The following is a 25,845-nucleotide window of genomic DNA, read 5'->3' as shown; positions in this document are numbered from 1 at the left end:
CTCTGATGTGGATTGTTGGCAGAACGTTCACAACTGGCTCCCTTCATGTATAATGGGCAGGGAGACTACGAATATACCATATAGACCTGCTAGAAATTGTATAGAAAAGAGATAAGAGACAGGAGGCCGTCATGGACGAGCAAAAGAGATATTTCAGCCGCGAGCTTCTGCTCTGGTATCGGGCGAATAAGAGGGATCTGCCTTGGCGGCGTCAATCGAATCCCTATTACACATGGGTATCTGAAATTATGCTGCAGCAGACGCGTGTAGAGACAGTAAAGCCGTATTTCGAACGTTTTATCGGGAAATTCCCTACCGTCGAGGCATTGGCGGATGCGCCTGAAGAGGAAGTGCTGAAGGCATGGGAAGGGCTCGGATACTATTCCCGGGCGCGTAATTTACAGGCTGCGGCACGGGAAGTGAAGGAAAAATACAGCGGACAAGTCCCCGATGACAAAGCAAAGGTGTCCGCGTTAAAAGGCATTGGGCCTTATACATCCGGTGCGATTATGAGCATCGCCTTCAATCGGCCGGAGCCGGCCGTGGATGGCAATGTGATGCGGGTGCTGTCGCGTTATTTCCGTCTGCATGACGATATTGCGAAGCCATCTACGCGCGTGCATATGGAGCATTTAGCGCAGGAGCTTATTCCGGAAGGCTGCGCATCGGACTTTAACCAGGCATTGATGGAGCTTGGCGCGTTAGTATGTACGCCGAAATCCCCTTCATGTCTGCTCTGCCCGGTTATGGAGCATTGCGAAGGCCGCATGGCTGGAGAAGAACTCATTCTGCCGATCAAGACAAAAGCCAAGCCGCCGAAACCGGAGCTGCGATATGCAGTATTGATCGAGGGTACAGGGGAGCATGAGGGCAAGGTGCTCGTGCGTCAGCGGCCGGATACCGGTTTGCTGGCAAAAATGTGGGAGCTGCCTCATATTCTTGTGCCGAAGCAGGTGGGCATTGTCGGGATGAGCGACACAGAGTCGTTCGCGATTCTGCATCATTCTTTGTTGGCAGAAGGGTTAGACGTTGTGCCGATTGAGCATTGGATGGACGCAGAGCATACGTTCAGTCACATCCATTGGCAGATGCGCGTATATCGCTGTACTCTGCGTAGCTTGAAGCCGAAGGACAATACAGTATATACATGGGCGGGCCCGGAAGAGATGAAGGAACTTGCTTTTCCGAATGTATTCGTCCGATTGTTAAAAAATCGCTTTCAGTAATCCATTTAGTTACTTTCGTGGCATATATTCTGGTGTAAATATTAAAGATTTACTAGACAAATTAAAGGGTGCTTGCCGTTTAGGCGGAAGTTCCCTTTTTTTCTATTTCGTAAACGTTTACAATGGTCACGACAACATTGTGGAAGCGTTACCAAAGTTAGGAGATACTTCGGATACGCTCGTTGAGACATTGGATTTGTCGACATCAAGAGAAAGATCGTCACTTTGGAGGGGATTCTAAATGAAACGATTGAAACCGACTATACTTTCCCGAGGTCAGATAAAACGCAAATTTGCCTTGATGCTCAGCACGGCGATGATCGCCGGGTCGCTTGTAGGCTTTGCAGGTCAGGCGGAGGCTGCGCAGCCGCTTTCCTCATACTGGTATCCGAATACGCTCTTGTCGTGGTCGGCACAGACTGACAAGGATGCGGCATTCAACCGCAGCTCTGTAAAGCTGGACACTTCCCGTGTGCAGGGAGCGAAGGTGAACCCGAATGCGAAGACAGACGCGAAAGTTATGGCGCTTGCTTCGATGTACAAAAATACGAGCGGTGCGCCATCGCAAGGCAATGACAACTTCCATGGCTATGCGTTCAGCTACTGGCAGTATGTAGACAAGCTGATTATGTGGGGCGGCTCTGCCGGGGAAGGCTTGATCGTTCCTCCGAGTGCGGACGTAATTGATGCAGCGCACAAGAATGGTGTACCGGTATATGGCACTGTATTTCTTCCACAAAAGGAGCACGGCGGAAAAATCGAATGGATGCGTGATCTGATCCAGCAGCGTGAGGACGGAACATTCCCGGTTGCAGATAAGCTGATTGAAGTTGCAAAATATTATGGCTTCGATGGCTGGTTCATTAACCAGGAGACACAGGGCGGCACACCGGAAGATGCGCAGAACATGCAGAAGTTTTTGAAATATTTGCAGAAAATTAAGCCTTCTAATATGGAAATTATCTGGTATGACTCCATGGTGAAGGATGGTCCTGTGAAGTGGCAAGGTGGACTGACGGACAATAATAAAATGTTCTTCCAAGACGGGGAAGAGCGCGTAGCGGACAATATGTTCATCGATTTCCGTTGGCAGTTCAAGAAGGAAGGCAAGTATGATTTCATAACGCCATTCCAGAACTCGCCGAAGATAGCTGAGCAATTGAAGCGGGATCGCCATGAATTGTTTGCGGGCATGGACTTGGAAGGCGGCGGCGGATATCAAGGCGAGTACAACTTCCCGGTATTGTTCCCGGAAGGACAGGATGCGGTGACATCGCTTGGTTTGTATCGCCCGGACTGGGCGTTCAATACGACAAAGACGAATGATGAATTCATGCAAAAGGAGCAGCGTCTATGGGTAGGCGACAGCCTCGATCCTTCCAAGACGAAGGCCAATGATTGGGCTTGGCGCGGCATTGCGCATGATATCGTAGATAAGACGGTCATTACGAAATCGGATTTCGTGACGCATTTCAATACGGGTAACGGAACGCAGTTCAGCGTGTTTGGCAAGAAGGTTCGCGACCGTGAATGGTTTAACCGCAGTTTGCAGGACATTTTACCGACTTGGCGCTGGATGGTGGATGAATCAGGTCAGAAGATTGCACCTAGTTTCGACTTCACGGATTCCTTCTATGGCGGCAGTTCCTTGAAGCTTCAAGGCAAGGTTGCAGAAGGCACATCCTCCAATGTGAAGCTGTACAAGACGGATGTAAAGGCAACTTCTACTTTGCAAATGTCGCTTACATATCGGTCAAACGATCCGAAATCTGCTAATTTGAACATTGGCGTTGCGTTTGAGGGAGCACCGGATACGTATACATTCGTGAAGCCTTCTACAACGAAGGCTGCTGGCGCGAAGGGCGACTGGACTCAGGCTACCTATGACTTGAGCCCATATGCTGGCAAAAAAATCGTTGGCGTATCCGTTCAAGTAGAGGGCAAGGTCAATGACAATCTATACGAAGCGAATGTAGGAGAGCTTACAATTCGTGATCAGAATGACAAGGCGCCTGCTCTCGGTCAAGTATCAGATGTTCGTGTGATCGAAAATGACGTTCGCGACGGCATTTATGCAGATGCTCGCTTGACATGGACAGCGCTTGGCGATGATGTGCAGTACTATCAAGTGTATCGCGTGAAGCCGGACGGCTCCCGTGAGTTCATGGGCGCAACAGGCAACAATTATTACTATGTGTCTGAAATGAAGCGCAACGGTATGGAGGAGACGACACAACTGGCAGTTGTTCCTGTGAACCGTCACTATGAAGAAGGACGAATGGCAATGACTTCGTTCGATTGGCCTGAATACCCGTCCCCTAAGGCAGACTTCGAGGCCGATAAGACGTTCGTGGCGCCAGGGGAAGAAGTTCAGTTGACGGATAAATCCTCTGAAGTGACAACAGAATGGGAATGGAGCTTCCCGGGAGGAACACCTGAAACGAGCAAGGAACGCAATCCGAAGGTAAGCTTCGCGAAAGAAGGCACGTACGAAGTGAAGTTGATCGCGAAAAACGCGGTCGGTGAAGATGTGATGACGAAGTCGCAGCTTATTACGGTATCGAAGGATGCAGCTTTCCGTGCTGAGGACTTGGCCAAGGGTGCAAAAACGGAAGCATCCAGCTTCGTTAATGATAGTGAGGCGCCCCAGTTCGCCGTTGATGGCGAAATACATACAAAATGGTGTGCTGTCGGCGATGAAAAGCATTGGCTGAAGGTTGATTTGGGCAAGGAGTACGATGTAACGCAATTTATCGTGCACCATGCGGAAGCAGGCGGTGAATCCGCTTCCTTCAACACACGCGCATTTACGATCCAACTCAGCACAGACGGCGAGAATTGGACGGATGCTGTGAAGGTAACGGACAACGAGAAGGGTACATCCAAGCATGCGATTGCCAAAACAAAAGCACGCTATGCACGCCTTAACGTAGAGAAAGCAACACAAGGCGGAGATACAGCAGCTCGTATTTACGGCTTCGAGGTGCAAGGCATTAAGAATGTGTCTGCCCAATAATAGGTGTCAAAGATTTAATCGAGTCTTCCGACTCCCGCCGACTTTGGTCGGTGGGAAGTTGGGAGGCTTTTTTTATGCCATGTTTGTTTGATTTATCAAGGCACTGGGCAGGAATGTAATTGGGTTAAAATATAATAACGTTTCATTTATGTTATATTGATTATATTCTGATTATCATGTACTTTGATGAACAGCGTAAAATGAAGCGAGAAGCATCACATAAATAAGAATTGAAAGAGCAACTAATCGAAAATGGATCGCAGCACAACGAGGTGTGCAGGCGATGCACTCTATCGAATCGATTAGCTTGATTAATGAAATGACAGAGGATAAAGGGGCGACATGAAATGGCTGAGCGTATTATTCTTCCTTTCGGAGATCCGATATTGCGCAAAAAGTGCAAGCCGGTAACGGAGCTGAATGCACGCACGATATCGCTGCTGAATGATATGAAGGATACTTTATATGCGAAGAAGGGGAGAGCGGGACTCGCTGCACCCCAGATCGGGATTTTGCGTCGTGTCATCGTCATGGACGTTGGAGATGGCTTGATCGAACTGATTAACCCTGAGGTGGTAGAGACGGCCGGCGAGCAAGAAGGGATGGAAGCCTGCTTGTCCTATCCTGGATACTACGGCAGAGTAAAGCGATACCAGTATATTAGAATAACAACGATGAACCGAGACGGTAAGACCGTTACTTTAGAAGGCGAAGATTTCCTCGCACGCTGCATCCAGCATGAAATGGATCATTTGGACGGCGTGCTGTTCATTGATCGGGTCGAGGATGACTATCTTGTTCATGGAGCGAATCATCAGCATTTGCCGCTGCTCCATGCATTAAAGCTGGCATCACCCGAACAGCATGCCTAAGGGGATCGTTCATGCATTTCAAATATCGGCAAGCAACTCATCGATTAAACTCATTGCCGAAGTATGCACGTTGGATAACGAGTACTATGTAGGGTGTCTTTCATTATTGAAGCGGCGGGGTTATATATAAAGAAGCACGGAAGGGTTGAGGTGAGGATGGTGCGGGAGCACTGTCCTTTTTTCGTACATACGGGGATTTCCGACCGTAACCCATTATTCAATCCGTTCCTAATACACGGGAAATTTGAAGCTGGGATAGAAGTTGGCAGCAGCCCCACTATAGAAGCGGAACATCGCTATTGTATCGTTCTTGCAAGCTGCTAGCGATAGAGCAAGGCTTGCTGCTCCGTTCAAGGTGAATGGTGAAATGAACCTTTGCAAGAGCAGCAAGGATGAATTAACTATTTAGTCCGCATCAGCTTTGGGAGAGTATCTTATATACCTGCCGCAAGTCTTCTTATGCAGTAATTTTATCGAGTATCATCAAGGCCGCACCGATGGCCAGCGCCTCATCGCCATAGCTGCCCTTGCTGAATACGACCTGATATTGCGGATAATGATAGGTTTTGCGAATCGCAGTTTGCGTTGCAGTATAGAAAAATAAATCATTCGCGCTCATGAGCGGCCCGCCTAATACCACCTTCTCCGGATGGAGTATATTGAGCAGGTTCGCAAGCCCGATGCCGAAATAAGTAGCCGCCTGCGTAACGATCTCTGTGGCAAGCGGATCACGCCGCTGCAAAGCCTCCATAATATGTGCATAGGTGACAGTGTTCCCTGAACCGGCTATTTGCTCAAGCAGACTGCGGCGGCCCATACGGATGAGCGCATTCGCTTCCCGTTCGATGGCATATATAGTGGCATAGGACTCCAGACAGCCGTAGTTGCCGTCTCCAGTACGAGGGGGAATGCCATCAGCCTGAATGATCATTTGTCCAAGCGAGCCTTCCATATCGACAGCACCGTAAATAAGCTTCCCTTCAGACATCATTGCAGAGCGCAGTCCAATGCCAACATGCACATACAGCATATGCTGTACATCTCTGGAACGATTGGCCCATGCTTCTGCCTTTATCGCTGTATTTGCTCCATTATCGAGCATAATGGGGATGTTCAATTGACGTTCCAGTTCACTGACAATAGAGACATTCTCCCAGCCTGAAGACGGGAAGAAGCTTGGCTGCAGAATCGTTCCTGCAAATCGATCCAGCGGACCGACAGCGCCAATGCCAAGACCGATAATTTTGTCCGTGCTGAGCTTATGCGTACTCATCCATTGCTTAATCTGCTTCGTTACTTCCACTATTACATATTCCGGCGTCATATGGGCAGTCATAGGCCATTCCGCCGTGTCGATTTTGTTTCCTGCTGCATTGAGCATGACAAGACGGGAAGAGGTGCGGGAAATATCCAGACCGAAGGCATATCCGTAGTCAGGAACGACACGGTACAGAATGGGTCTGCGCCCGCCGGTAGAAGCACCGAAGCCGCACTCCGCGATTAACCCGAGCGCAGTCAGTTCCTCCAGTACACGCGTCAGCGTACTAACGGTAAGCCCGCTGTACTGAAGTAAATCCAGCTTTGATATTTCATCAGTGCGTCGGATGAATTGAAATACTTCCTTCGCTTTGGAGGAAGCGATATGTTGTTCCAAAGATTTATCCATAAATAACAATCCCCGCTATTCCTGACAATAGAATGACGGCTATTGGATGGAGCTTCAACTTCATCAGCGCAAGCAGCGCGCAAGCGAAAATTGCGACTGGAAGAAGTGAAGACAATGTCCACGTTGCTGCAAGCCCGGAAGGCATCGCCATATTGACCGCTGCGTAAGCGATCAAGGCAATTACGGCTGGCTTCATGCCGTCAAGTGCAGACTGCACCCAATGATTATCATACACGCGGTAGAAAATAGTGGCAATAAGCAGCATGATGATGGCCGAAGGCAAGACTACGCCAAGCGATGCGACGATGCTGCCGATCCAGCCTGATGCAGTATACCCCACGTATACAGCACTGTTCATGGCAATGGGTCCGGGAGCCATGCCGGCAAGCGCGATAGCCTCGGTATATTGTTCGGCTGTCATCCATTGATGGGACAATGCCTCATGCTCAATGACGGGCAGCATCGCATAACCGCCGCCGAAGGAGACGAATCCGAGTTTAAAAAAAGTCCAAAATAATTCCCATAGCATGGTGCATCCTTCCTTCTCGTTCGAATATGGGAGGCTGATACAGCGTCTTATACCGCTCGATTGCTGCGTTGCTTAGTCTGGCGGGAGCGAGATGCACTGCTGCCTGAACGTGGGGGCTTGGAGTGGTCATGCGGATGATTTCGCAGAAAGCTGCCGCGGTTCACCCATTCAAGTACAATACCGGCGAATGCGCCAAGGACTAAGACAAGAATGGGATGGATCGATGTCCAAAACAGCAGCGCAAGTGAGGTGAGAGTGATTCCCCAAGCGAAGCCATGGTGCAAAGTGCGTGAGCCAAGTCGAATCGCTGCATACACGATGAGTGCAACGACAGCAGGCTTAATACCGGTCAACGCAGCCTGAACATACGGTTGGTCGCGAAATCCAGCTGCTCCTATGCATAAAAGCAGCATAATTGCGATGGTAGGCAAAGAGATGCCGATAACTGCAGCAGCTAAGCCAGATAACCCAGCAATTCGGTAGCCGACAAGAGCGGCGACATTAACGCCTATCCCGCCAGGGGCCGCCCCCGCAAGAGCTGTAATCTCTCCCATATCGTCTTCTTGTAGCCATTGACGCTTCTCCGCAATTTCTCGCTCAATGACGGGCAATATCGCATAACCGCCACCGAAGGTAGTCGGCCCAATTTTGCTAAAGGTCAAGAATAGCTGAAGGAGAAGAGAGCGCTTGTTCACGTGCAGCGCGGGACGGTGATCGTGTTGGTTCATGGAGTTCCTCATCCCTTCGTTTCAATCGTATTATAGCGTTAGTATATCGTACTTAATTTCATTTTGGAATAAACTTTTCGAAAATGTATAATTGACTGTATGTAATGAGTGCGATAAATTGAGGGGGAATGGTTTCTTAAAAGGAGTTTATTCTATTTTGAAATTATGATGACGGGCTTGCGATTAGGGGATGGGAAATGTGGAGATGCGGGTGTAATTCTCGTTCATGTTAAAAAATGAAGGTTTTTGCTGCATTCTGATGTAACCGCCTTCATTGTTTACGTATATAAGGAAGGCTGTAGAAAGTTCAGTAAACTTGTGGCAGGGGGCTTCTATATATTAATATGGAATTATTAACGTAAGAAAGCAGGCAGCGTGTGCAACCGGAAGCGGGAGCCGATGCCAGAGGGGGTACATTGGATAAACGAATATCTCTCGGGCTGTATGTTCTCGCTGCTGTAATCATCTTGATGTACCATGAGAAGCTGCTTGCTATGCTTCGCCATTTGGAGCCTGGTACAGGTACGCTCGTCATTTTGTTTTTGACTGCTGTCGCCATATCCTTAGTTCCTGTGATTCCTTTCGGTGTTGTGGCAGGAATTATTGGCGCCGCTTATGGTTTCTGGATCGGGGGCTGGATCAATGTGGCGGCCTCGACATTAGGTGCTGCATTCATGTTCCTGGCTGTGCGATGCGGAATGTCTAAGCAGGGAAGACAAGCTATGGAACGAATTCACTTGTTGCGAAGCTTTAATCAATTAATGGAACACAACGCGTTCGCAGCTGTGCTTATCGGACGGATGATTCCCATTATCCCGGCTGTGGCAATTAATGCGTATGCGGCGATGCTAGCTATCCCGCTGCGAACCTTCATGGTGGCAACGGTACTGGGGAAGCTGCCCGTTATGTTCTTGTTTGCCTATGTCGGGGAGCAATTGCTTCAAGACTGGACAAGGATTCCGGTCGTTTTGCTTCTATATGCCGTGTATGTAGCTGGCATTTATGGAATACATCGAGTCGTAGAGAGAAGCCGGACAAGGCGTAGTCGCACGTAGCGGCATAAGAATCGCGATTATATTGTTATGGAGGAAAAGTGGAACATGTCCAACATCGTATCAAACATTACACAGCTCATTGGCAATACACCCTTAATGGAGCTAAACAATTATAACCGCAAGCATGACCTTGGGGCGAGAATTGTCGCGAAGCTGGAAGCATTCAATCCAGGCGGAAGCGTGAAGGATCGGATTGGCTATGCGATGATCAGGGCTGCCGAAGAGCAGGGGATTATCGACCGCAGCTCGGTTATTATCGAACCGACGAGCGGCAACACGGGCATTGCATTGGCGAGTGCCGCGGCTGCACTTGGATATCGAATTATTATAACGCTGCCGGATACGTACAGTGTAGAGCGCATTAAGATGATGAAGGCGCTAGGGGCGGAGTTAGTGCTTACACCTGGGTCAGAAGGCATGCAGGGTGCTATTCGGAAGGCAGAGGAACTTGCGGAAAGCATCCCGAATTCGTTCATTCCGCAACAATTTGATAATAAGGCGAATCCAGAAGTGCACCAGAAGACAACAGCACAGGAAATATGGCGCGATACAGATGGAGAAGTGGATATTTTCGTTGCTGGGGTCGGCACTGGCGGTACGATCAGCGGTGTGGGCCGTGTTTTGAAGGAAAACAAGCCATCGGTACGAATTACAGCGGTTGAGCCTGCTGATTCACCGGTTCTATCAGGTGGGAATCGGGGGCCGCATATGATACAAGGGATTGGCGCGGGCTTCGTTCCAAATACATTCGACCGCAATATTGTTGATGAAATTATTCGCGTGACGAATGAAGAAGCATTCGCTGCAGCGCGTGAGTTGGCGAAGCAGGAGGGCTTCTTAGTTGGGATTTCCTCCGGCGCTGCTTTGGCAGCAGCAACACAGCTGGCAAAGCGACCGTCGAATGCAGGCAAGATGATCGTGGTGCTACTTCCGGATACGGGGGAGCGATATCTGTCAACGCCGCTGTTCGAGAACTAAGAGTTGAGTCGGCTTCCTGTAGACAACAAAACAGCCGTCCTGAGGCAAAAGACTGCCAGGGGACGGCTGTTTTTTTATTCCCGATTACTTGTTCAAAGCATCTTCGTAACGTTTTTCAACTGCTGGCCAGTTCACAACGTTCCAGAATGCAGCGATGTAGTCAGGGCGTTTGTTTTGGTATTTCAAGTAGTATGCATGCTCCCATACATCCAAGCCAAGGATAGGCGTTTTGCCTTCCATAACCGGGCTGTCTTGGTTAGGCAAGCTGTATACGGACAATTTGCCGTCAGCATCTACTGCAAGCCATGCCCAGCCGCTGCCGAAGCGTGTAGCTGCAGCCTTTGCAAAATCTTCTTTGAATTTGTCCAAGCCGCCAAGCTCATTGTTGATGGCATCAGCCAATTTGCCGGAAGGCTGGCCGCCGCCGTTAGGGCCGATGATTTCCCAGAACAAGGAATGGTTCGCATGGCCGCCGCCATTGTTGCGTACCGCTGTACGGATGTTCTCAGGAACAGCATCCAAGTTAGCGATCAGTTCGTTTACAGATTTATCTTGCAATTCTGGAGCAGATTCCAAAGCTGCGTTCAAGTTCGTCACATAGGTGTTGTGGTGACGATCGTGGTGAATCATCATTGTTGTTTCGTCGAAATGTGGTTCCAAAGCATTGTTGGCATAAGGAAGAGCTGGTAATTGATGTGCCATTGTGTCATACCTCCTAATTAATTATGTAGCATCTTATCTACTTCTAACCTAATTAAACATGAACCGGAAGAATAAATCAACATAAATGTTGCAAAAGTAGGCGTTGAAAAAAAGGCCTTCGATAGCGAACAGTTGTTGTTTGACCGCCACCGCTATCATATTACCCGAAAATGGGTGGTTTCAAACAAATGTTCTGTTGGGGAAGGGTTGATTATGACTTGAAATGAATGCGAATTCTTTACAATTTCTATAATGTTTTCATTCTTTATGTAATGTAAACGCTTTAAATAAAGCGTTTACAAGAGAATTCGGGAGATTTTTCGATCTTTTTTATGGAAGTTGCATGATAAAGAAGGATTTTCGCGATTTTTGTCGTATTTGTAAAGGTATTGCACAATCTATTGTAGATAACCCACAAGATACAGATTTAATGTAAAGGCGTAGAAAGGTGTTAGACAGAGAGACAACCGATCACGAAACCAAGCTCAGGATGAGGGAGAGTAAGTCATGAATGTTCGATCCTTTCGTTTGTCGGATTATCTTCCGGCAACCCAGTTGTTGAAGGAATCGCTGTCAGATGAATGTTGTGAGAAGACGCTGGAAGCATTCGCGCGTCAGTTATCGTTGGACGGAGAGCTTGTGCTCATCGCAGAACATGAAGAAGCTAGCGGAGAGCAAGCCATTGTCGGACTTGTCATCGGAACCGTTGATCGTAACAACGGCTACTATTACCGCCTTGCCGTACATCCGGATTATCGCAATCGCGGAGTAGGCAAAGCATTGGTAGCGGGATTGGAGCAGAAATTCCAACAACGCCGCGTCAAAAACATTATGATTGCTGTGGACGAGCATACAGAAGTCGTATTGCCATGGTTTGAGGCTTTGGGATACGGAGCAAAGGATATGCTGCGCTCCCTTTCACAGTTGCGTATTGTTGCAGGCTAACGCTGCGCAATTCTACTTGCAGATGAATTGCGAGGTTGCAATTGGCCTCACTCGGAACAGAGTGGCGATACACGATTGATTATAGCCAAACATTGTACAAGGAAGCATATCTTCTCAACCGTTGCATTCGGGTGAAAGATATGCTTTTCTATTAATAAAGCGAAATGAACGCAAAGCCGAGGAATTAGCATGAATCGTTATGAGGAAGCTCTTGTGAAAAGTTTCAAGCACGACGGTCACCTGCATCGGGTATGGCTCGAAAATTGGCTTGTGCCTGCAACGATGCGGCATCCTGATCATGTGAAGGAAGACATGTATGTCCTCATCAACAGTCAGACGCCGATTCGGGAGTCGGATGGGAAGCAGTGGGTTAGCAAGATTCCTGCTGTTACATTTTTTATCCCGAAGCAGTGGTTCAACGTAGTTGCTCTAATTGAGGAATGCGGTGTTCGGTATTATTGCAATATAGCATCGCCTCCGTATCGGTGTGGCAATATTTTCACTTATATTGACTATGATTTGGATGTCATTCGCATGACGGATGGGCAGGTTCAGGTAGTAGATCAGGATGAGTATGAGCACAATCGCTTAGCCTATCATTACCCAGAGCTTGTCGAGCAGAAGGTGAAGGCTGGCCTGGATCGGGTATTGGAGTACATTAAGGAGAGTCGTACTCCTTTCCATGATGACACGGTACGTTGGTATTACGAAGAATGGAAGCAGTTGTTAGACGAAGCTCGTGAATAATAGCGGGTATCACGCTCGGTGAACGGCGCCTGTTCCAAGAATTCGTTTTCTGGAATGCAAGGTGCCGTTTCCGATGTTAGCGGCTGGTGTAAGCAGGCTATTGCAGTGCAAGTAATGGATGTTAAGAATGTATGGAGCATGTGACGACAAGGAGGTGAATGGGATGCATGAAAAATTAGCTCATACCCAGGACCGATGGCGCAAGTTGAAGCAGGACATTATTGAAGCAGCCCCGTCTTTGGGGATCGATCAGGTGGGCTTTACGACGGCAGACCCATTCATTGAATTGAAGGCTCGGCTGCAGCATTCCATCGATCAAGGCTATGCCTCGGGCTTTGAAGAGCCTGATTTGGACAAGCGTACCCGCCCTGAATTGCTGCTGGAGGATGCACGCTCGATAATTGCAATCGCTGTTGCCTATCCTTCCAAGCTGGAGGAATCGCCGAAGTCGAAGGCGGGCTCCTATCGGGGAATGTTCGCGCGAACGGCTTGGGGGCTTGATTACCATCTTGTGCTGCGGGATCGGCTTGCGAAGCTGGAAGCGTTCCTTCGTGAGCGTGTGCCGGATCAAGAGCTGAAGGTTCGCAGTATGGTAGATACCGGCGAGCTGAGCGACCGGGCAGTTGCAGAACGTGCAGGAATTGGATTCAGCGGCAAGAACTGTTCCATTATTTCACCGCAGTGGGGATCATGGATTTACTTGGGCGAAATGATAACGAATATCCCATTTCCGTCAGACGATCCTGTCACAGAAGACTGTGGAGAATGCACGCGCTGTCTCGATGCTTGTCCAACGAGCGCACTCGTAGGCCCAGGACAGCTGAACGCAAAGTTGTGCATTTCATTTCAGACCCAATCTAAGGATCTCTTGAGTCATGAAATGATGACCAAGATGGGGAATCGGCTGTACGGCTGTGATACATGTCAGATCGTATGTCCGAAAAATAAAGGCATGAACTGGACGCACCACCCTGAGATGCAGCCCGATCCTGAGAAGGCAAAGCCTCTTCTCGTTCCGATGCTGCAATTATCAAATCGTGAGTTCAAGGAGCAGTTTGGCTCGTTATCTGCGGCCTGGAGAGGCAAGAAGCCGATTCAGCGCAATGCGATCGTTGCGCTCGGCAACTTCCGTGACCGAAGCGCGGTAGGCGAGCTGAGATCGCTGCTTCGGGAGGATACACGTTACGATATTCGTGCGACAGCCGCTTGGGCACTTGGCCAGATAGGCGGCCTCGAAGCGAAGCAGGCGCTGCTGTCAGGCTTGAATCGTGAAAAGGAGGATGCGGTTGTGCAAGCGATAGAAGCTGCATTGCAGCAATTCGACAATCATGTGGAGCCTATCTATGTTCAGGAGATGGAATCGCCGCTGGGGATGCTAACCATTGCCTCTTCCGCAACGGGACTTTGTTCCATTGAGTTTGGAAGTGTGCTTGATACATCGGCGCGCTTAAACGCATGGGCACAGCGCACATATGGACGCGCAGCTTTACAACGCCACCCGGAACGGCTGCAGGAGGCGATTCGCCAATTGGAGGAATATTTCAGAGGAGAGCGGAAATCGTTTGATTTGGCGCTTGATTTCCAAGGGACGGCATTTCAGCGTGATGTATGGCGCGCTCTTATGGATATTCCGTACGGGGAGACAAGATCGTATAAGCAGATCGCAGAGGCAATTGGACGCCCTCAGGCGGTACGTGCAGTCGGTGGGGCGAACAATCGCAACCCGATTCCGATTATTGCTCCATGCCATCGCGTAATCGGTGCGGACGGTCGCTTAGTCGGGTACGGCGGCGGAATGGACAAGAAGGTTACGCTGCTCAAGCTGGAGGGCATGCAGGCGAATGAAGAGCGGTTGCTGATTGCTCCATAATTGGAACAGGGGATATTTGTCACGATTGATGGTACGTGCTATCATAGTGGCGGTACGGTAAATTTGAAGTGGAACGGCACATCGATACCTTTTTATTTTTCTAGATGAGGATTTCGGTGGATCATTCAATGAATCTGTACCTATTGAAATATAGAAGCAATGAGCAAAACTTGACGATGTTGGGGTGACCATGGGAAGATGTGGACAGTAATTACGGCGATCGTAACACTAATTGTAGGCATTATCATCGGCTTTGCTGGCGGCGTATATTATCTGCGTAACCAAATGACGAAGATGCAGTCCGACCCTCAAATGCTGCAGAAAATGGCGAAGCAAATGGGCTACAATCTGAATTCGAAGCAGATGCAGCAAGCACAGCAAATGATGAAGAACAAGAATTTCAAGAAATCCCGCTAAGTTAACGAGATATGCTCACAAGCGCGGCGGAAGGAGGAACGTTCGTGGCTGGTTTGAAGGACTATGTGAATACACAGGTTGATGCGAATCGCGAGCAGATTGAGCATCATATTAAGGAAATTTTGAGGCTCGTCGGAGAAGATGTTGAGCGCGAAGGATTGCTGGACACGCCAGCACGCGTAACTCGCATGTATGAGGAGATCTTCGCCGGTTATGAGGTAGATCCTCGTGATGCGCTCGGGGTTGCATTCGATGAAAATCACGAAGAGCTTGTCATAGTAAAGGATATTACGTATTATAGCCAATGTGAGCATCATATGGCGCCCTTCTTCGGGAAGGTGCATATCGGATATATTCCAAGCGGCAAGATTGCTGGACTTAGCAAGTTCGCTCGCTTGGTGGAAGCAATCTCCCGTCGCTTGCAGGTGCAAGAGCGGATCACTAGCGAGATTGCTGACATTATGGATGAGGTGCTCAAGCCGCACGGTGTCATGGTTGTCGTGGAAGGCGAGCATTTGTGCATGTGCGCCCGTGGCGTAAAGAAGCCAGGAAGCAAGACGGTAACAATGGCAACACGCGGAAGCTTCCGAACGGATGCAGCGCAGCGCGCGGAATTTTTGTCACTGATTAAGCAGTAATGTGATGCATGTGGGTGAACTGAGAACTGATGAACCCCGTTCCGGGCATGGGACGGGGTTTTTTTCGGAAAGAACAGGAAATTGAACAGGAGGAGTTACAAGTCACATGACAGAAGCAAAGAAGAAGCCGGAACAAAAGAATGCAGAACAAGAAGTGGAATTGACTGCGGAACAGATGCTGTGGGCTAGATTATATGAAGCAGCCTCTGCGTTCAAGAAGCAGGCGAGCTGGGAGTGGATGCCGGAGAACGTGATTTTTGGCGTGAGCAACCCGGAGGATGGAGAAGTAGGCTATTGCACGATTATGAATGGGACAGACTACTTATTCGGCTTGTCGTTGTTCCGCGGCGGCGAAGGGCTGGAGAGCCTGAACAGCATGATGCTGGATAATCATGAGCAGAATGCATGGCTGCACCGCCAAAAATGCATTATGGTTACTTTTGAAGACCGTACGGATTTGGAAAAGCACGATTTAGCGCAGATCAAGGAGCTCGGGTTCCGCTTCCGCGGTCGCAATGCTTGGCCAATGTTCCGCGCGTATGACCCGGGGTTTGTTCCATGGACGCTTGATGAGAAGCAGGTCAGTTTCTTGGCGATCGCCTTAGAACAAGCGATGGATCTGGCAGCGCGTGTGAAGAAGGATAATGAATTGATGGCTGCGCCGCAATCCGGCCAAGTATTGGTTCGTGTACTGGAAAATGGGGAATGGACTGATCGTTGGATGGATCCTGATTTCGTATTGGAGCGTCCTGTGAAAGTCGAAATCGAAGATCGAGACCGCCTGAATGATGTTATGAACCGTTTCCCGAATAAGAAGGGCCAGTGGGAAACGGAATACTTCTATGCTCCTGTTGCCGTTAAGGGTGAAGGAGAGCGTCCGTACTATCCGCGCCTCTGCTTGTGGGTAGACCGTACTACACGTGCGGCCGTTGGTTTCCATGTCGCCTATGATGACAATTTTGAACAGGAATTCCTAAATCACTTCCTGCAGCTCATTGAAGAGCAGGGCGTGCGTCCGCAAAAGCTTATTATTCGCACGAATGAATGCGTTGATTTATTCGAGAAAACGGCACAACGCCTGAAAATTCGTATCGAGCGCGAGCCGCATCTTGCGTATTTGGAAGAAGCGCGTGGAGATTTGTTCGATTATTTCTCCAAGCAAGAAGGATAGGAACTCATTTATTAACGTTATACATGTTATATGTCTTAAAGGAATCGAGAATCGAAAGAAGACATTTCTTCGTTGTAAGGCGGAGGATGTCTTCTTTTTTTGTTAATTTAAGCTAGTTAAGTTAGGTTGGGGGTATTTTCCAGGTCAGCAAGGTTGGGTGTCCTAACATTATCGCTGCATGTATAATGAGAGGGACAGGCGTTCAAGTTATTCTTTTATGACAAAGGAGTTATGCTATGAAAATTTCGATGCATATTACGAAGGAAGACTACTGGAGATTCAATAAATTCGTCATGTACAGCATGCCGAAATATCGGAAGATCATGCTCTTAAATCGAATTGGATTGCCTATTTTTTGCAGCATTATTTTTAAAGTTATCGGCAAAACATGGGCCTACTCGATTCTCGTAGGGGTAGCGCTGGGTGCACTCTTGAACGTATTTATGTATTTTTCGATTAAAAGAAAAGTGATGCGATGGGCTGATTCCAAAGAAAATGCGGCCTGGCTTGGAGATCATACGATGGAGATTACGGAGCAGGGGATTGATGAGACGACTCCAGTTGGCAACGCTCATTACAACTGGGATGCGATACCGGAGATTCGGATGACCAAAGACTACTTGTATATCTTCATCAGCTCGATGCAGGCGCATATTATCCCTCTAGCCTGCTTATCCACCCCAACAGAGCAAACGCAGCTCATACAGCTTCTTGAGAAGTATGCGAAGAAAAAGATTATCGTACATGGATAGCATTCAGACAATTGTATCGTTCAAATAAAATCGTCCTCTGCAGACAAGAGTTGACAAGGCAATTGCCAAACCAACGTCTTGTAAGCAGAGGACGGTTATGTTATGATCAAATATGCGATATGGGTATATGTAATTAAAATATTTTATCCCAAATATATAATATCATATCGAATCGCATGCTGTCAACTTAAATTTATTATATTTCTAAGAAGCGGGTGGTTGCATGAGTACGAAGGAAGAACAATGGCGTCTGGAAGAGGAACGAGCGGTTCAAGTGATGGAGGCTATTGAGCAGCACATTGAACCCCTGCAGCAGGACATCGGCACTATCAAGCATGAGGTAGTCGAATTCCGCAAGACATTTTGGGACGATGTCAAAATCAACATGGATGATGTCAATGAGGCTATCGAAACCTTTGCCAGCATGAAGCAGCAGGCAGAGGTGCTGACAGAACGCGAGCATCGACATCGGCATGCCGCTCGTCAATTGGATGTGCTGACTCGCATGTCGAAGTCGCCTTACTTCGCCCGGATTGATTTTAAGGAAACGGGAGAATCAAGAAGCGAACAGATTTATCTAGGTATCGGATCCTTCCGCAATTCAGAAGGTGAATTTCTCGTTTACGACTGGCGTGCGCCGGTATCCAGCTTGTATTATGACTACCCTCCAGGACCTGCTCATTATTCGACTCCGGTAGGGGAAATCGATGGAATGATGGAGCTGAAGCGGCAATTTCTCATCTCGGAGGGACGATTCCGAGGGATGTTCGATACAGGGGTCACCATTGGCGATGAGCTGCTGCGGCAAATGCTGAGCCAGCCTTCTGCCGAGCATATGAAGAGTATCGTCGCGACCATCCAGCAGGAACAGAATCGAATTATTCGAAATGAACGAAGCGGCATACTCATTGTGACGGGACCTGCGGGAAGCGGCAAGACGTCGACTGCGCTGCAGCGTATCGCATATTTGCTCTACCGTTATCGGGATACTCTACAAGCAGAGCAGATCGTCCTGTTCTCTCCGAACCCTTTGTTTAACCGTTATGTATCGACCGTATTGCCGGAGCTTGGGGAACGGAACATGCAGCAGACGACATTCCAGGATTATTTAGAGCATCGCTTAAGTAACAGCTTCAAGCTGGAGCATCCATTCGAGCAAATGGAATATTCGTTAACAGCTGCAGGAGATCCGGGTTATTCGGCACGTATGGTATCGATTCGCTTTAAGGCGGGTCGAGGCTATGTGGAGATGATCCATGCATATGTGAAGTGGCTAGGGACAGAAGGGCTGCAGTTCCATGATATTCGCTTCCGCGATGCGGTGTTGATCACGTCTGAGCAAATATGCGACCAGCTCTACCGTTATGATGCATCGCTTCCGCTGCCGAATCGCTTGCGCTTGCTGGCGGAATGGCTGCGTGGGGAACTGCATCGAGCAGCCAAAGAAGAACGTTCGAAGCCGTGGGTGGATGAGGAAGTAGAGATGCTCGATGATGATGCATACCATGAGGCTTACACGCAGCTGCAGCGCAAGAAGAAGTTCTCGGAGGAGACATTCGATGACTTCCAACGCGAGCGCAATTGGCTTGCTGCTGCCATTGTGAATGAGCAATTCAAGTCGCTGTACGCGATGGTGAAGAAGCTTGAATTCATTGATATGGCAGGCACATATCGGCAGCTGTTTGCAGAACGAGAAGTATCGCAGCGCTGTGCGCCTGCTGGAATCTTGCCTGCGGAGTGGAATGAGATATGTGATGCCACGGAAGCGCGGCTTCGTTCAGGAGAGATGCCGTTTGAGGATGCAACGCCATATTTGTATTTGAATGAATGCATTAAGGGGTTTCGTGTTAATACCTCAATCCGGCAGTTGTTCATTGATGAGGCACAAGATTATTCACCGTTCCAATTCGCTCTGCTGAGACGGATGTTTCCGCGCTGCGGCATAACACTGCTTGGAGATTGGGAGCAAGCGATATATCCGCATACCGGGGAAGGGGATATGAACAGCAGTTGGAGAGCATCGGACATAGGAGGATCCTCGCCAACGGAAACCTTCCACTTGACGCGCAGCTATCGAACAACGCGTCCGATTATGGAATTTGCCCGCTATCTTGCGCTTGATGGTCAGCATATTGATCCGTTCGATCGTGCTGGAAGCAAGCCTACCGTAACTGTAGCGAAGGATGGTGCAGCGCGTAATCGAATGACAGCGGATCGTGTACGTCAACTGCTGCAGAATGGACATCGCAATGTGGCTGTTATTTGCAAGACGGCGCAGGAGAGCAGAGAGGCGTATGAGGCACTGCGGAACGAGCTTCCTATTTATCTTGTGGAACAAGATACGGTTTCGTTCGAAGAAGGAGCGCTTGTCATTCCATCGTATTTGGCCAAGGGTGTAGAATTTGATGCCGTCGTCATTTATGATGCTTCAGAAGCGGTTTATGGGCGAGCAAATGAGCAAAAGCTGCTGTATGTGGCCTGCACGCGGGCGATGCATGAGCTGCATGTGTACAGTGTAGGCCAGCCAAGTCCATGGATAGTAGAGGTTCCGCAGGAGACATACATCTTTCAAAAAGGATGAGATCAGGTGATTCCGAGCCTGATCCATTCGATAAGCGCAGCAAGAGACGACGCTGTGAATCGAAAAAGCATTAGCATGGAATAGGTTCAACAATAGAAATGAAATAGAACAGAAATAGAACAGTTTCGGGCCTTCCCAATCGTAAGCTATGGTATCTTAGCTAGGGAGGTATGGATATGAAGGTATACATCGTAGATGCATTTACAGATGCGCCATTCCGCGGCAATCCCGCTGCGGTATGTCTCGTCGAGCAGGAATGGAATGAGACGTTGATGCAGCATATTGCATCCGAAATGAATTTATCAGAAACGGCATTTGTTCGTATTGCGCCTGAGGGGGATAGACACATCCTCGGACTGCGCTGGTTCACGCCAGAGGTCGAAGTTGACTTGTGCGGACATGCAACGCTTGCAACGGCTCATGTGCTGCGGCAATGCGGAATTGCTCGTGGCAAGAGCATCTCCTTCGATACCCTAAGCGGGATACTTCATGCAGAATATAAGGAGGACGGGGACAAATGTGAAATTACGCTGGATTTCCCTGCTTCTACGCTAACGCCTGTTGACGACGAAGCATTGTGCATACGTCTGGAAGAGGCGCTAGGCTGCTCCGTTCATGAGGTGTTCAGAAGCCGGAATGAACTGGTGGCTGCCGTCGATTCGGAGCAGACCGTACGATCATTACAGCCCAATTGGGAGCAGCTGAAGGCATGCGGTCATGAAGAGATAGGCGTGCTTGTTACAGCACTAGCAGATGAATCGGCCCATGAGGGGATTGATTTTGTATCACGCTGCTTCTTCCCAAGACTTGGTGTGAATGAAGATCCGGTTACTGGGTCTGCACATTGTACAACGGGGCCGTATTGGGGCGCCAAGCTTGGCAAATCATCGCTTGTCGGTCGTCAATGCTCTGCTAGAGAAGGCATTGTGAAGCTGAAACTGCAAGAGAAGCGCGTACAATTAACAGGAACGGCCGTATCCATTATGGAAGGTCAGTTCACTTTTTCATCGTTATCAATATGAGTTCAGGAGGGAGCTGAATGGGAATTATGTTAGAACTGCTCATTCTTATCTTGCTCTGCTGCAATCTTTTGCTCCTTCTGCGCATTAACAGTAAGCTTCCTAGGCGGGATCGCGCCCAGGAAGCTTACGAACGCGCGAAGAAAAAGTACGAGATGGATTGATGCCGGCATGATGCTGGGACGTGCACATCAAGTAGACCTATATCCAGATCACGTTATTCACTTCAGTAGTTCATAATAATGACCTCATTAATTACACCACGCCCGTCGCCCTTGGAATTAATGCTTCGCCTCGCTTTTACCGTATGTATCCGATATCCCTTGTACAACTCTTGAATATAGTCTGTTGCATGATTGGACAGCATGACATACACGCCGCGCTCACTTAATTCTTTGAATACATTGGCTAACCGCTGCTGTTCGGGGCGGCCGAATCCACCTTTGGCATAAGAAGTAAAGGCAGCAGTTGGAGTCAAGGTGTCATAGGGCGGATCGAAATAGACAAAATCACCTGCTCGTGCCTCCTGCACAGCGTCAGCGAAATCTCCATCCATCATTCGAATATTAGCGCGATTCAAATAAGCGGACATGCTGCGAATGGCGGTTTCTCGTATAATATTTGGCCGCTTGTACTTCCCGAATGGAACATTGAATTGTCCGCCTGCATTGACTCGGTACAATCCGTTATAGCATGTCCGATTCAAATAGATCAGTCTTGCAGCACGTTTAATAGGGGACATGGAGGTATATGCTTCTGAGTTCCGATCCCAGGCACGTATTTCATAATAATAGTCCTCGTCGTTGCGGTGCTTGCGCAGTTCTTCAATAAGTCGGTCTGGCTGCTGCTTTATCATTTGGTACACGTTGATGAGCTCTTGGTTGACGTCGTTAATGGCCCCGTTGTCTGGCGTTAATGCTAGCAATAACGCCGCTCCGCCGATGAACGGCTCGAAGTAGGCTGCTCGCGTCCAGTCTGCCGGAGGAAGCAAGGGACGGATGCAGGGAAGTAATTGGCGTTTGCCGCCAGCCCATTTCACAATAGGTCTGAGCAATTCGCCTCACCCCTTTCGATGTCGATAACCCATAGTTCTGGTACAAAAGGAAAGCACGGCGCAGAACCGCACATGACCCAATTATTTTCCAGTTATTATTGTATAGAACGAAAAGGGCGCGGCGCAACGGCGAATAAGCTCGAAAAATAGGAAGTATGCTCCTCATTCATCGAATAGTGTTGCAAACTTAAAATGGAGTCCACTTTAAGGTGCGAGCTTGCTCAAATCGATCAGAAACTACAGGCCAATTCACAACATTCCACCAATCAGCGATATATTTCGGCCGTTCATTTTGATGCTTCAAATAATAGGCATGCTCCCACACATCGATTGGCAGCAGTGGGATGATATCCCACTGGGATAGGTTCTGATGCTTCTCTGCCTGCAATATTTCCAATCTGCGGCTGCGCGGACTCCAGACAAGTATCGTCCAGCCGCCTCCCTCTACCTTCTCAGCAGCGTTCGTGAATTGCTTCCGAAAGGCTTCATATCTGCCGAAGTCGTGCTCGATCTGGCGGAGCAGCGGGCCTGTTGGTCTGCCGCCTCCCTGTGGGCTCATTACATCCCAAAATATAGTGTGCAGGTAGTGTCCTGCTCCGTTGAAGGCTAGCTCATTCTCCCAATATTTCACGAGTTCGAACTTATTCGTGCGTCTAGCCTCTGCCAGTGCCGTTTCAGCCTTATTCAAGCCATCGACATAGCTCTTGTGGTGCTTGTCGTGATGAATACGCATTGTCATTTCATCAATATATGGCTCTAGTGCATTATACGGATAGGGGAGCGGTGGAAGCTTGTGTCCCCCAATAGGAACGAAGGACTCATCATCTGACTCTTCACTGTGTTCAAACTGTGAACTGCGAGAATTGCCTATAAATGCGTGAATGCCCTGCATGGAATACTGCTGTTGCTGGTGCTGTGGATATTGTTGATGCTGATAAGGTGGATATGGAGGCCAATTGGAAGAAGGCTCGTTCACATCGGTAGAGTGAATACGAGCGGGTGGTTCAGTGTTATGGCTTGAGCGAACAGGACTGCTGCTCCCTTGTTCTTGTGCTGGGTAAAATACAGGCTTGATTGCTTGGAGGAAATATTGAGACCGTTCTGCAATGTGATCCAAGACGACAGGGGCGTGCTCGGTGAGCTGCACAGCTTGGCTGCTGTGCTTGATGGCTTCTAGATGCTGGACAAATTGCTCGGACTGATAGACAGAGGCGCGCAGCAATTCCTGAAGCTGTTGAAGCTGTTCGGGCTGAAGGGCGTCTGGCCGCTGTAATGCGGTACGCAATTGGGCCTTGGCCGCCGCCTCCGTTTGCGACAGCACCTGCTCCCATTGGGCGAGCAGCTGCACATATTCGGGTTCCAGCTGCGGCACAGCAGCCCGGATAACTTCTGTATTTCTCTTCTCCTGCTGTTTCCAGTACGTGCTCTCTTCTAACACACGAACAGGCATAAGCGGCCCGTAAATGAGCTGCAATGTTCTCCCTCCTTCTGATTAAGGTGGTTCTTTTTATTGTATTATCCTCATAGGTTGACCTATGTAAAAGGGTATAAAAAAACCGCAAGCCGGCTGCTTGCGGTTCATATTTCATTTTTATAATCAGCTTCGATTTTGGCTAAACAGGATAAACCTTAACCTGGTACCGAACGAGTTAGCTGAAAGTTTAGTTCTGAGCAATATAGAAGCCAGGATCAGAATGATAGGCCGCATTCAAAAATGCGGATGTTTTCGACAGATACTCCTTGCGTTGGGTACGATAGATAAGCTCATGCTGCGCATTAGGAACGATCCATGCCTCTGAAAGCTTGTTGGACTGGTGAGCAGCTATACCCTCTGCGATTTCGAATGGCGCCTTAGAATCGGCTGTACCATGAATGAAGAAAATCGGTATCGAATAGTTCGTTGATTTCACTTCATTGTATGGAATCTGCTGTAGGCTCGTGCCGTTTACCGCTGGGAAGAACGTACGCAGCAAGTCAAGCGATGGATGCTTCGGCAGCGAAGTGTACTGCTGTAAATTATGATATAACGTATCCGGTTCCAGCAAGAAGGTGCTGTCCAGAATCATAGCATTAATATCATGCGTGAGCAGGGCCGCTTGAAGCGCAGTTCCGGCTCCCATGGAGAAGCCCCAGACGACGACATGTTCTGCGCCGCGCTCCTTCGCCAGCTTCACTGCGCCAAGTAGCTGTTCCTTCTCCAAACGGCCGCCTGTAGCTTTGGTAGGGTGCTGTTCGGACGCAAAGCCGTAGTCGAACATGATCACATTGTAGTCAAGTCTATGGGCGAACTTGGCAAGATCGTACATCGGAACCCAGTATTCTTCGCGATTGGCTCCGTAACCATGACTGAATATCAAGGTGCGCTTGGAAGGCTTTTCGGATGGAATGTACCAGCCATCGATTAGCGTATGACCGTCACGAGCGGGAAATGATACTGTTTCATACTTCATGCCCTTGGCCTCCATCGGATTCGAAAACAGAGGAGGTACCTGCGGATTGGCGAACATCCAAGCAATGAATCCATGCAGGGCGAGAAAAATGACTATTGCAGCGAAGAAGGTCGATAAGGACAGCGCAATCGCTACATGCTTCACTCGAAGTCTGCGGGCCGCGGCAGGGGCGGCCCCGGAAGGGCCAAGCCATTCAGGCTGAAGCGCGGGAGATGTAATGACAGGTGTGCTCATGGGGGTGACCTCCTTCGATGATGGAATAACAATGAAGAACAATGTCGAGCAAAAGAAATTTATATAGAACAAAAGTCCCGATAGGAGCTTATTCGTGTAATCGGTATCTTCATATCATCATCGTATGCGGGAATCCGCATAGGGTCAACGAATTTGCGTGATTTGTAAGGTGTTTGTAATCGTACCGTAACATTGCAATCTCCCTGTAAAATCATGTCGAAATAAAGGACGTTCGTAGGAGATAAGTGCAGGGCATGAGATTCTTTACGAAAACGAGGAAGAGAGTTATACTAGTTGTAACGCCGTTCCATACTATGGAACTAAAGAGGGAGATACATGGTGGAAGAACGAGGAAAGCTAACTGTACGCGCTGTGGAGCGCGCACTCGATATATTAATGTGCTTTGCCAATGAGCGGGACATGAGTCTGACGGAGCTCGCCACTCGTGTTGGCTTGAATAAAAGCACGGTTCATCGGCTGATGACAACCCTGGAGGATCGGGGATTCGTACTTAAAAATGGCGATAAATACCGCCTTGGCTATCGGATATGGGAGCTGGCAGCGAATTTGACGCAGGTAGATGATCCAGCCCAACTGCTGCAGCCGGAAATGGAGCATCTGCGTGATCAACTCGATGAGACTGTTAGCTTATATGTGAGAGATGGCAATGATCGGATACGGATTCAGGCTGTTCAGAGCAATCAGGCAATTCGTCGAGTAGCGCCGGTAGGCGTACGATTGCCGTTATTCGTGGGAGCTTCCAGCAAGGTGCTGCTTGCCTTTGCTGAAATGCATGAGATTGAAGCCGCATTGCGTGATCCGCGCTGGCCATCGTCCATTGATAAGGACAGCTATATGAAGCAGCTTGAGGAAGTACGACGCTTGGGCTATGCAGTGAGCTTGGAAGAACGCGAGCCTGGGGCGGCGGCTGTATCTGTTCCGATCATGGATCGGAACCAGCGGCTTGTGGCGGCCTTATCGGTATCGGGGCCAGTTAGCCGAATGTCGGCAGAGACACTTGTTTCCTTTGCTCCGCAGATGATGGAGACAGCTCGGCGTATGGGGACAATGCTGCTTACGATGCAGTAATGTTCCGGTAATCGAACTTGGGCAGCGTACACGAAAGTAAATAGGCCCCTCTTCTGATTGACGCGGAAGAGGGGCCTATTCATTTATTGAACCTGAAGGAGATTCC

General features: G+C 48.9%; 23 protein-coding genes. 16 read left to right on the top strand and 7 right to left on the bottom strand.

Annotation, left to right across the window (positions count from 1 at the left end):
• The first annotated feature begins 131 nt into the window (after positions 1-131).
• From mutY to def, 3 genes are all read left to right on the top strand, one after another.
• Positions 132-1,226, top strand: coding sequence for an A/G-specific adenine glycosylase (mutY, locus tag ACQ5BJ_RS15105; protein ID WP_430111258.1), 1,095 nt, complete (start codon positions 132-134; stop codon positions 1,224-1,226).
• Between the two features lie 241 nt (positions 1,227-1,467).
• Positions 1,468-4,242: an endo-beta-N-acetylglucosaminidase gene (locus ACQ5BJ_RS15100; RefSeq protein ID WP_430111256.1), complete on the top strand. Its 2,775-nt coding sequence runs from the start codon at positions 1,468-1,470 to the stop codon at positions 4,240-4,242.
• A 347-nt stretch (positions 4,243-4,589) separates the two neighbouring features.
• A complete protein-coding gene (gene def, locus ACQ5BJ_RS15095; protein ID WP_430111253.1) occupies positions 4,590-5,114 on the top strand; it encodes a peptide deformylase in 525 nt (174 codons plus the stop codon).
• A gap of 457 nt (positions 5,115-5,571) precedes the next feature.
• Here def and ACQ5BJ_RS15090 read toward each other — a convergent pair whose 3' ends face one another.
• The 3 genes from ACQ5BJ_RS15090 to ACQ5BJ_RS15080 are packed head-to-tail and all read right to left on the bottom strand — an operon-like array spanning position 5,572 to position 8,037.
• Positions 5,572-6,780, bottom strand: a complete 1,209-nt coding sequence (locus ACQ5BJ_RS15090) for an ROK family protein (RefSeq protein WP_197266280.1) — start codon at positions 6,778-6,780, stop codon at positions 5,572-5,574.
• Positions 6,773-7,309, bottom strand: coding sequence for a chromate transporter (locus tag ACQ5BJ_RS15085; RefSeq protein ID WP_268598965.1), 537 nt, complete (start codon positions 7,307-7,309; stop codon positions 6,773-6,775). Before ACQ5BJ_RS15085 ends, ACQ5BJ_RS15090 begins: the two co-directional genes overlap by 8 nt.
• Positions 7,310-7,356: 47 nt before the next feature.
• Positions 7,357-8,037 carry a chromate transporter gene (locus ACQ5BJ_RS15080; protein ID WP_171416670.1) on the bottom strand — a complete coding sequence of 227 codons (681 nt, stop codon included), beginning with the start codon at positions 8,035-8,037 and terminating at the stop codon, positions 7,357-7,359.
• A gap of 416 nt (positions 8,038-8,453) precedes the next feature.
• Between ACQ5BJ_RS15080 and ACQ5BJ_RS15075 the strand changes: the two genes are divergently transcribed.
• Together ACQ5BJ_RS15075 and cysK are read left to right on the top strand one after the other, a co-directional pair.
• Complete coding sequence (locus ACQ5BJ_RS15075; RefSeq protein ID WP_157266553.1) at positions 8,454-9,092, top strand: TVP38/TMEM64 family protein; 639 nt, start codon at positions 8,454-8,456, stop codon at positions 9,090-9,092.
• 45 nt (positions 9,093-9,137) lie between these two features.
• Positions 9,138-10,070, top strand: coding sequence for a cysteine synthase A (cysK, locus tag ACQ5BJ_RS15070; RefSeq protein ID WP_430111248.1), 933 nt, complete (start codon positions 9,138-9,140; stop codon positions 10,068-10,070).
• Positions 10,071-10,154: 84 nt separating this feature from the next.
• Here the strand turns inward: cysK and ACQ5BJ_RS15065 are convergent, their stop codons facing one another.
• A complete protein-coding gene (locus ACQ5BJ_RS15065; RefSeq protein WP_171416668.1) occupies positions 10,155-10,772 on the bottom strand; it encodes a superoxide dismutase in 618 nt (205 codons plus the stop codon).
• 507 nt (positions 10,773-11,279) lie between these two features.
• On the opposite strand from ACQ5BJ_RS15065, the gene ACQ5BJ_RS15060 reads away from it, so the two are divergent.
• From ACQ5BJ_RS15060 to ACQ5BJ_RS15015, 10 genes are all read left to right on the top strand, one after another.
• Positions 11,280-11,717 (top strand): GNAT family N-acetyltransferase, encoded by a 438-nt coding sequence (locus ACQ5BJ_RS15060; RefSeq protein WP_005543330.1) that lies wholly within the window; start codon positions 11,280-11,282, stop codon positions 11,715-11,717.
• 189 nt (positions 11,718-11,906) lie between these two features.
• Complete coding sequence (locus ACQ5BJ_RS15055; protein WP_005543328.1) at positions 11,907-12,464, top strand: DUF402 domain-containing protein; 558 nt, start codon at positions 11,907-11,909, stop codon at positions 12,462-12,464.
• A gap of 163 nt (positions 12,465-12,627) precedes the next feature.
• Positions 12,628-14,334, top strand: coding sequence for a tRNA epoxyqueuosine(34) reductase QueG (queG, locus tag ACQ5BJ_RS15050; protein ID WP_430111244.1), 1,707 nt, complete (start codon positions 12,628-12,630; stop codon positions 14,332-14,334).
• A 198-nt stretch (positions 14,335-14,532) separates the two neighbouring features.
• Entirely contained in the window at positions 14,533-14,751 is a 219-nt protein-coding gene (locus ACQ5BJ_RS15045) for a YneF family protein (protein WP_005543324.1), read from the top strand.
• 44 nt (positions 14,752-14,795) lie between these two features.
• Positions 14,796-15,389: a GTP cyclohydrolase I FolE gene (folE, locus tag ACQ5BJ_RS15040; protein WP_005543323.1), complete on the top strand. Its 594-nt coding sequence runs from the start codon at positions 14,796-14,798 to the stop codon at positions 15,387-15,389.
• A 106-nt stretch (positions 15,390-15,495) separates the two neighbouring features.
• The gene (locus ACQ5BJ_RS15035; RefSeq protein ID WP_005543322.1) at positions 15,496-16,560 is read left to right on the top strand and encodes a DUF7309 domain-containing protein; all 1,065 of its coding nucleotides are present in this window, start codon (positions 15,496-15,498) and stop codon (positions 16,558-16,560) included.
• 236 nt (positions 16,561-16,796) lie between these two features.
• Complete coding sequence (locus tag ACQ5BJ_RS15030; RefSeq protein ID WP_005543321.1) at positions 16,797-17,312, top strand: YcxB family protein; 516 nt, start codon at positions 16,797-16,799, stop codon at positions 17,310-17,312.
• A 223-nt stretch (positions 17,313-17,535) separates the two neighbouring features.
• Positions 17,536-19,893, top strand: a complete 2,358-nt coding sequence (gene helD / locus ACQ5BJ_RS15025; protein ID WP_430111240.1) for an RNA polymerase recycling motor HelD — start codon at positions 17,536-17,538, stop codon at positions 19,891-19,893.
• Positions 19,894-20,069: 176 nt separating this feature from the next.
• A complete protein-coding gene (locus tag ACQ5BJ_RS15020; protein ID WP_289356964.1) occupies positions 20,070-20,915 on the top strand; it encodes a PhzF family phenazine biosynthesis protein in 846 nt (281 codons plus the stop codon).
• Positions 20,916-20,932: 17 nt separating this feature from the next.
• Entirely contained in the window at positions 20,933-21,076 is a 144-nt protein-coding gene (locus ACQ5BJ_RS15015; RefSeq protein WP_163974398.1) for a hypothetical protein, read from the top strand.
• Between the two features lie 62 nt (positions 21,077-21,138).
• On the opposite strand, the gene ACQ5BJ_RS15010 is transcribed toward ACQ5BJ_RS15015, so the two are convergent.
• The 3 genes from ACQ5BJ_RS15010 to ACQ5BJ_RS15000 all read right to left on the bottom strand — a co-directional run bounded on the left by ACQ5BJ_RS15010 (position 21,139) and on the right by ACQ5BJ_RS15000 (position 24,650).
• Positions 21,139-21,966 (bottom strand): DNA adenine methylase, encoded by an 828-nt coding sequence (locus ACQ5BJ_RS15010; RefSeq protein WP_005543317.1) that lies wholly within the window; start codon positions 21,964-21,966, stop codon positions 21,139-21,141.
• A gap of 187 nt (positions 21,967-22,153) precedes the next feature.
• The gene (locus tag ACQ5BJ_RS15005) at positions 22,154-23,440 is read right to left on the bottom strand and encodes a Fe-Mn family superoxide dismutase (protein ID WP_268598959.1); all 1,287 of its coding nucleotides are present in this window, start codon (positions 23,438-23,440) and stop codon (positions 22,154-22,156) included.
• 187 nt (positions 23,441-23,627) lie between these two features.
• A complete protein-coding gene (locus ACQ5BJ_RS15000; RefSeq protein WP_005543315.1) occupies positions 23,628-24,650 on the bottom strand; it encodes an alpha/beta hydrolase in 1,023 nt (340 codons plus the stop codon).
• Positions 24,651-24,989: 339 nt separating this feature from the next.
• Here ACQ5BJ_RS15000 and ACQ5BJ_RS14995 point away from each other — a divergent pair, with 339 nt between their 5' ends.
• The gene (locus tag ACQ5BJ_RS14995; protein ID WP_040735265.1) at positions 24,990-25,739 is read left to right on the top strand and encodes an IclR family transcriptional regulator; all 750 of its coding nucleotides are present in this window, start codon (positions 24,990-24,992) and stop codon (positions 25,737-25,739) included.
• Positions 25,740-25,845 lie beyond the last annotated feature (106 nt).

Origin of the sequence: Paenibacillus sp. B1-35 (genome assembly GCF_050474385.1) — a bacterium.
In the GTDB taxonomy this organism is placed as follows: Bacteria; Bacillota; Bacilli; order Paenibacillales; family Paenibacillaceae; genus Paenibacillus_B; species Paenibacillus_B alvei.
This window is presented reverse-complemented; position numbering and strand designations above follow the sequence as displayed.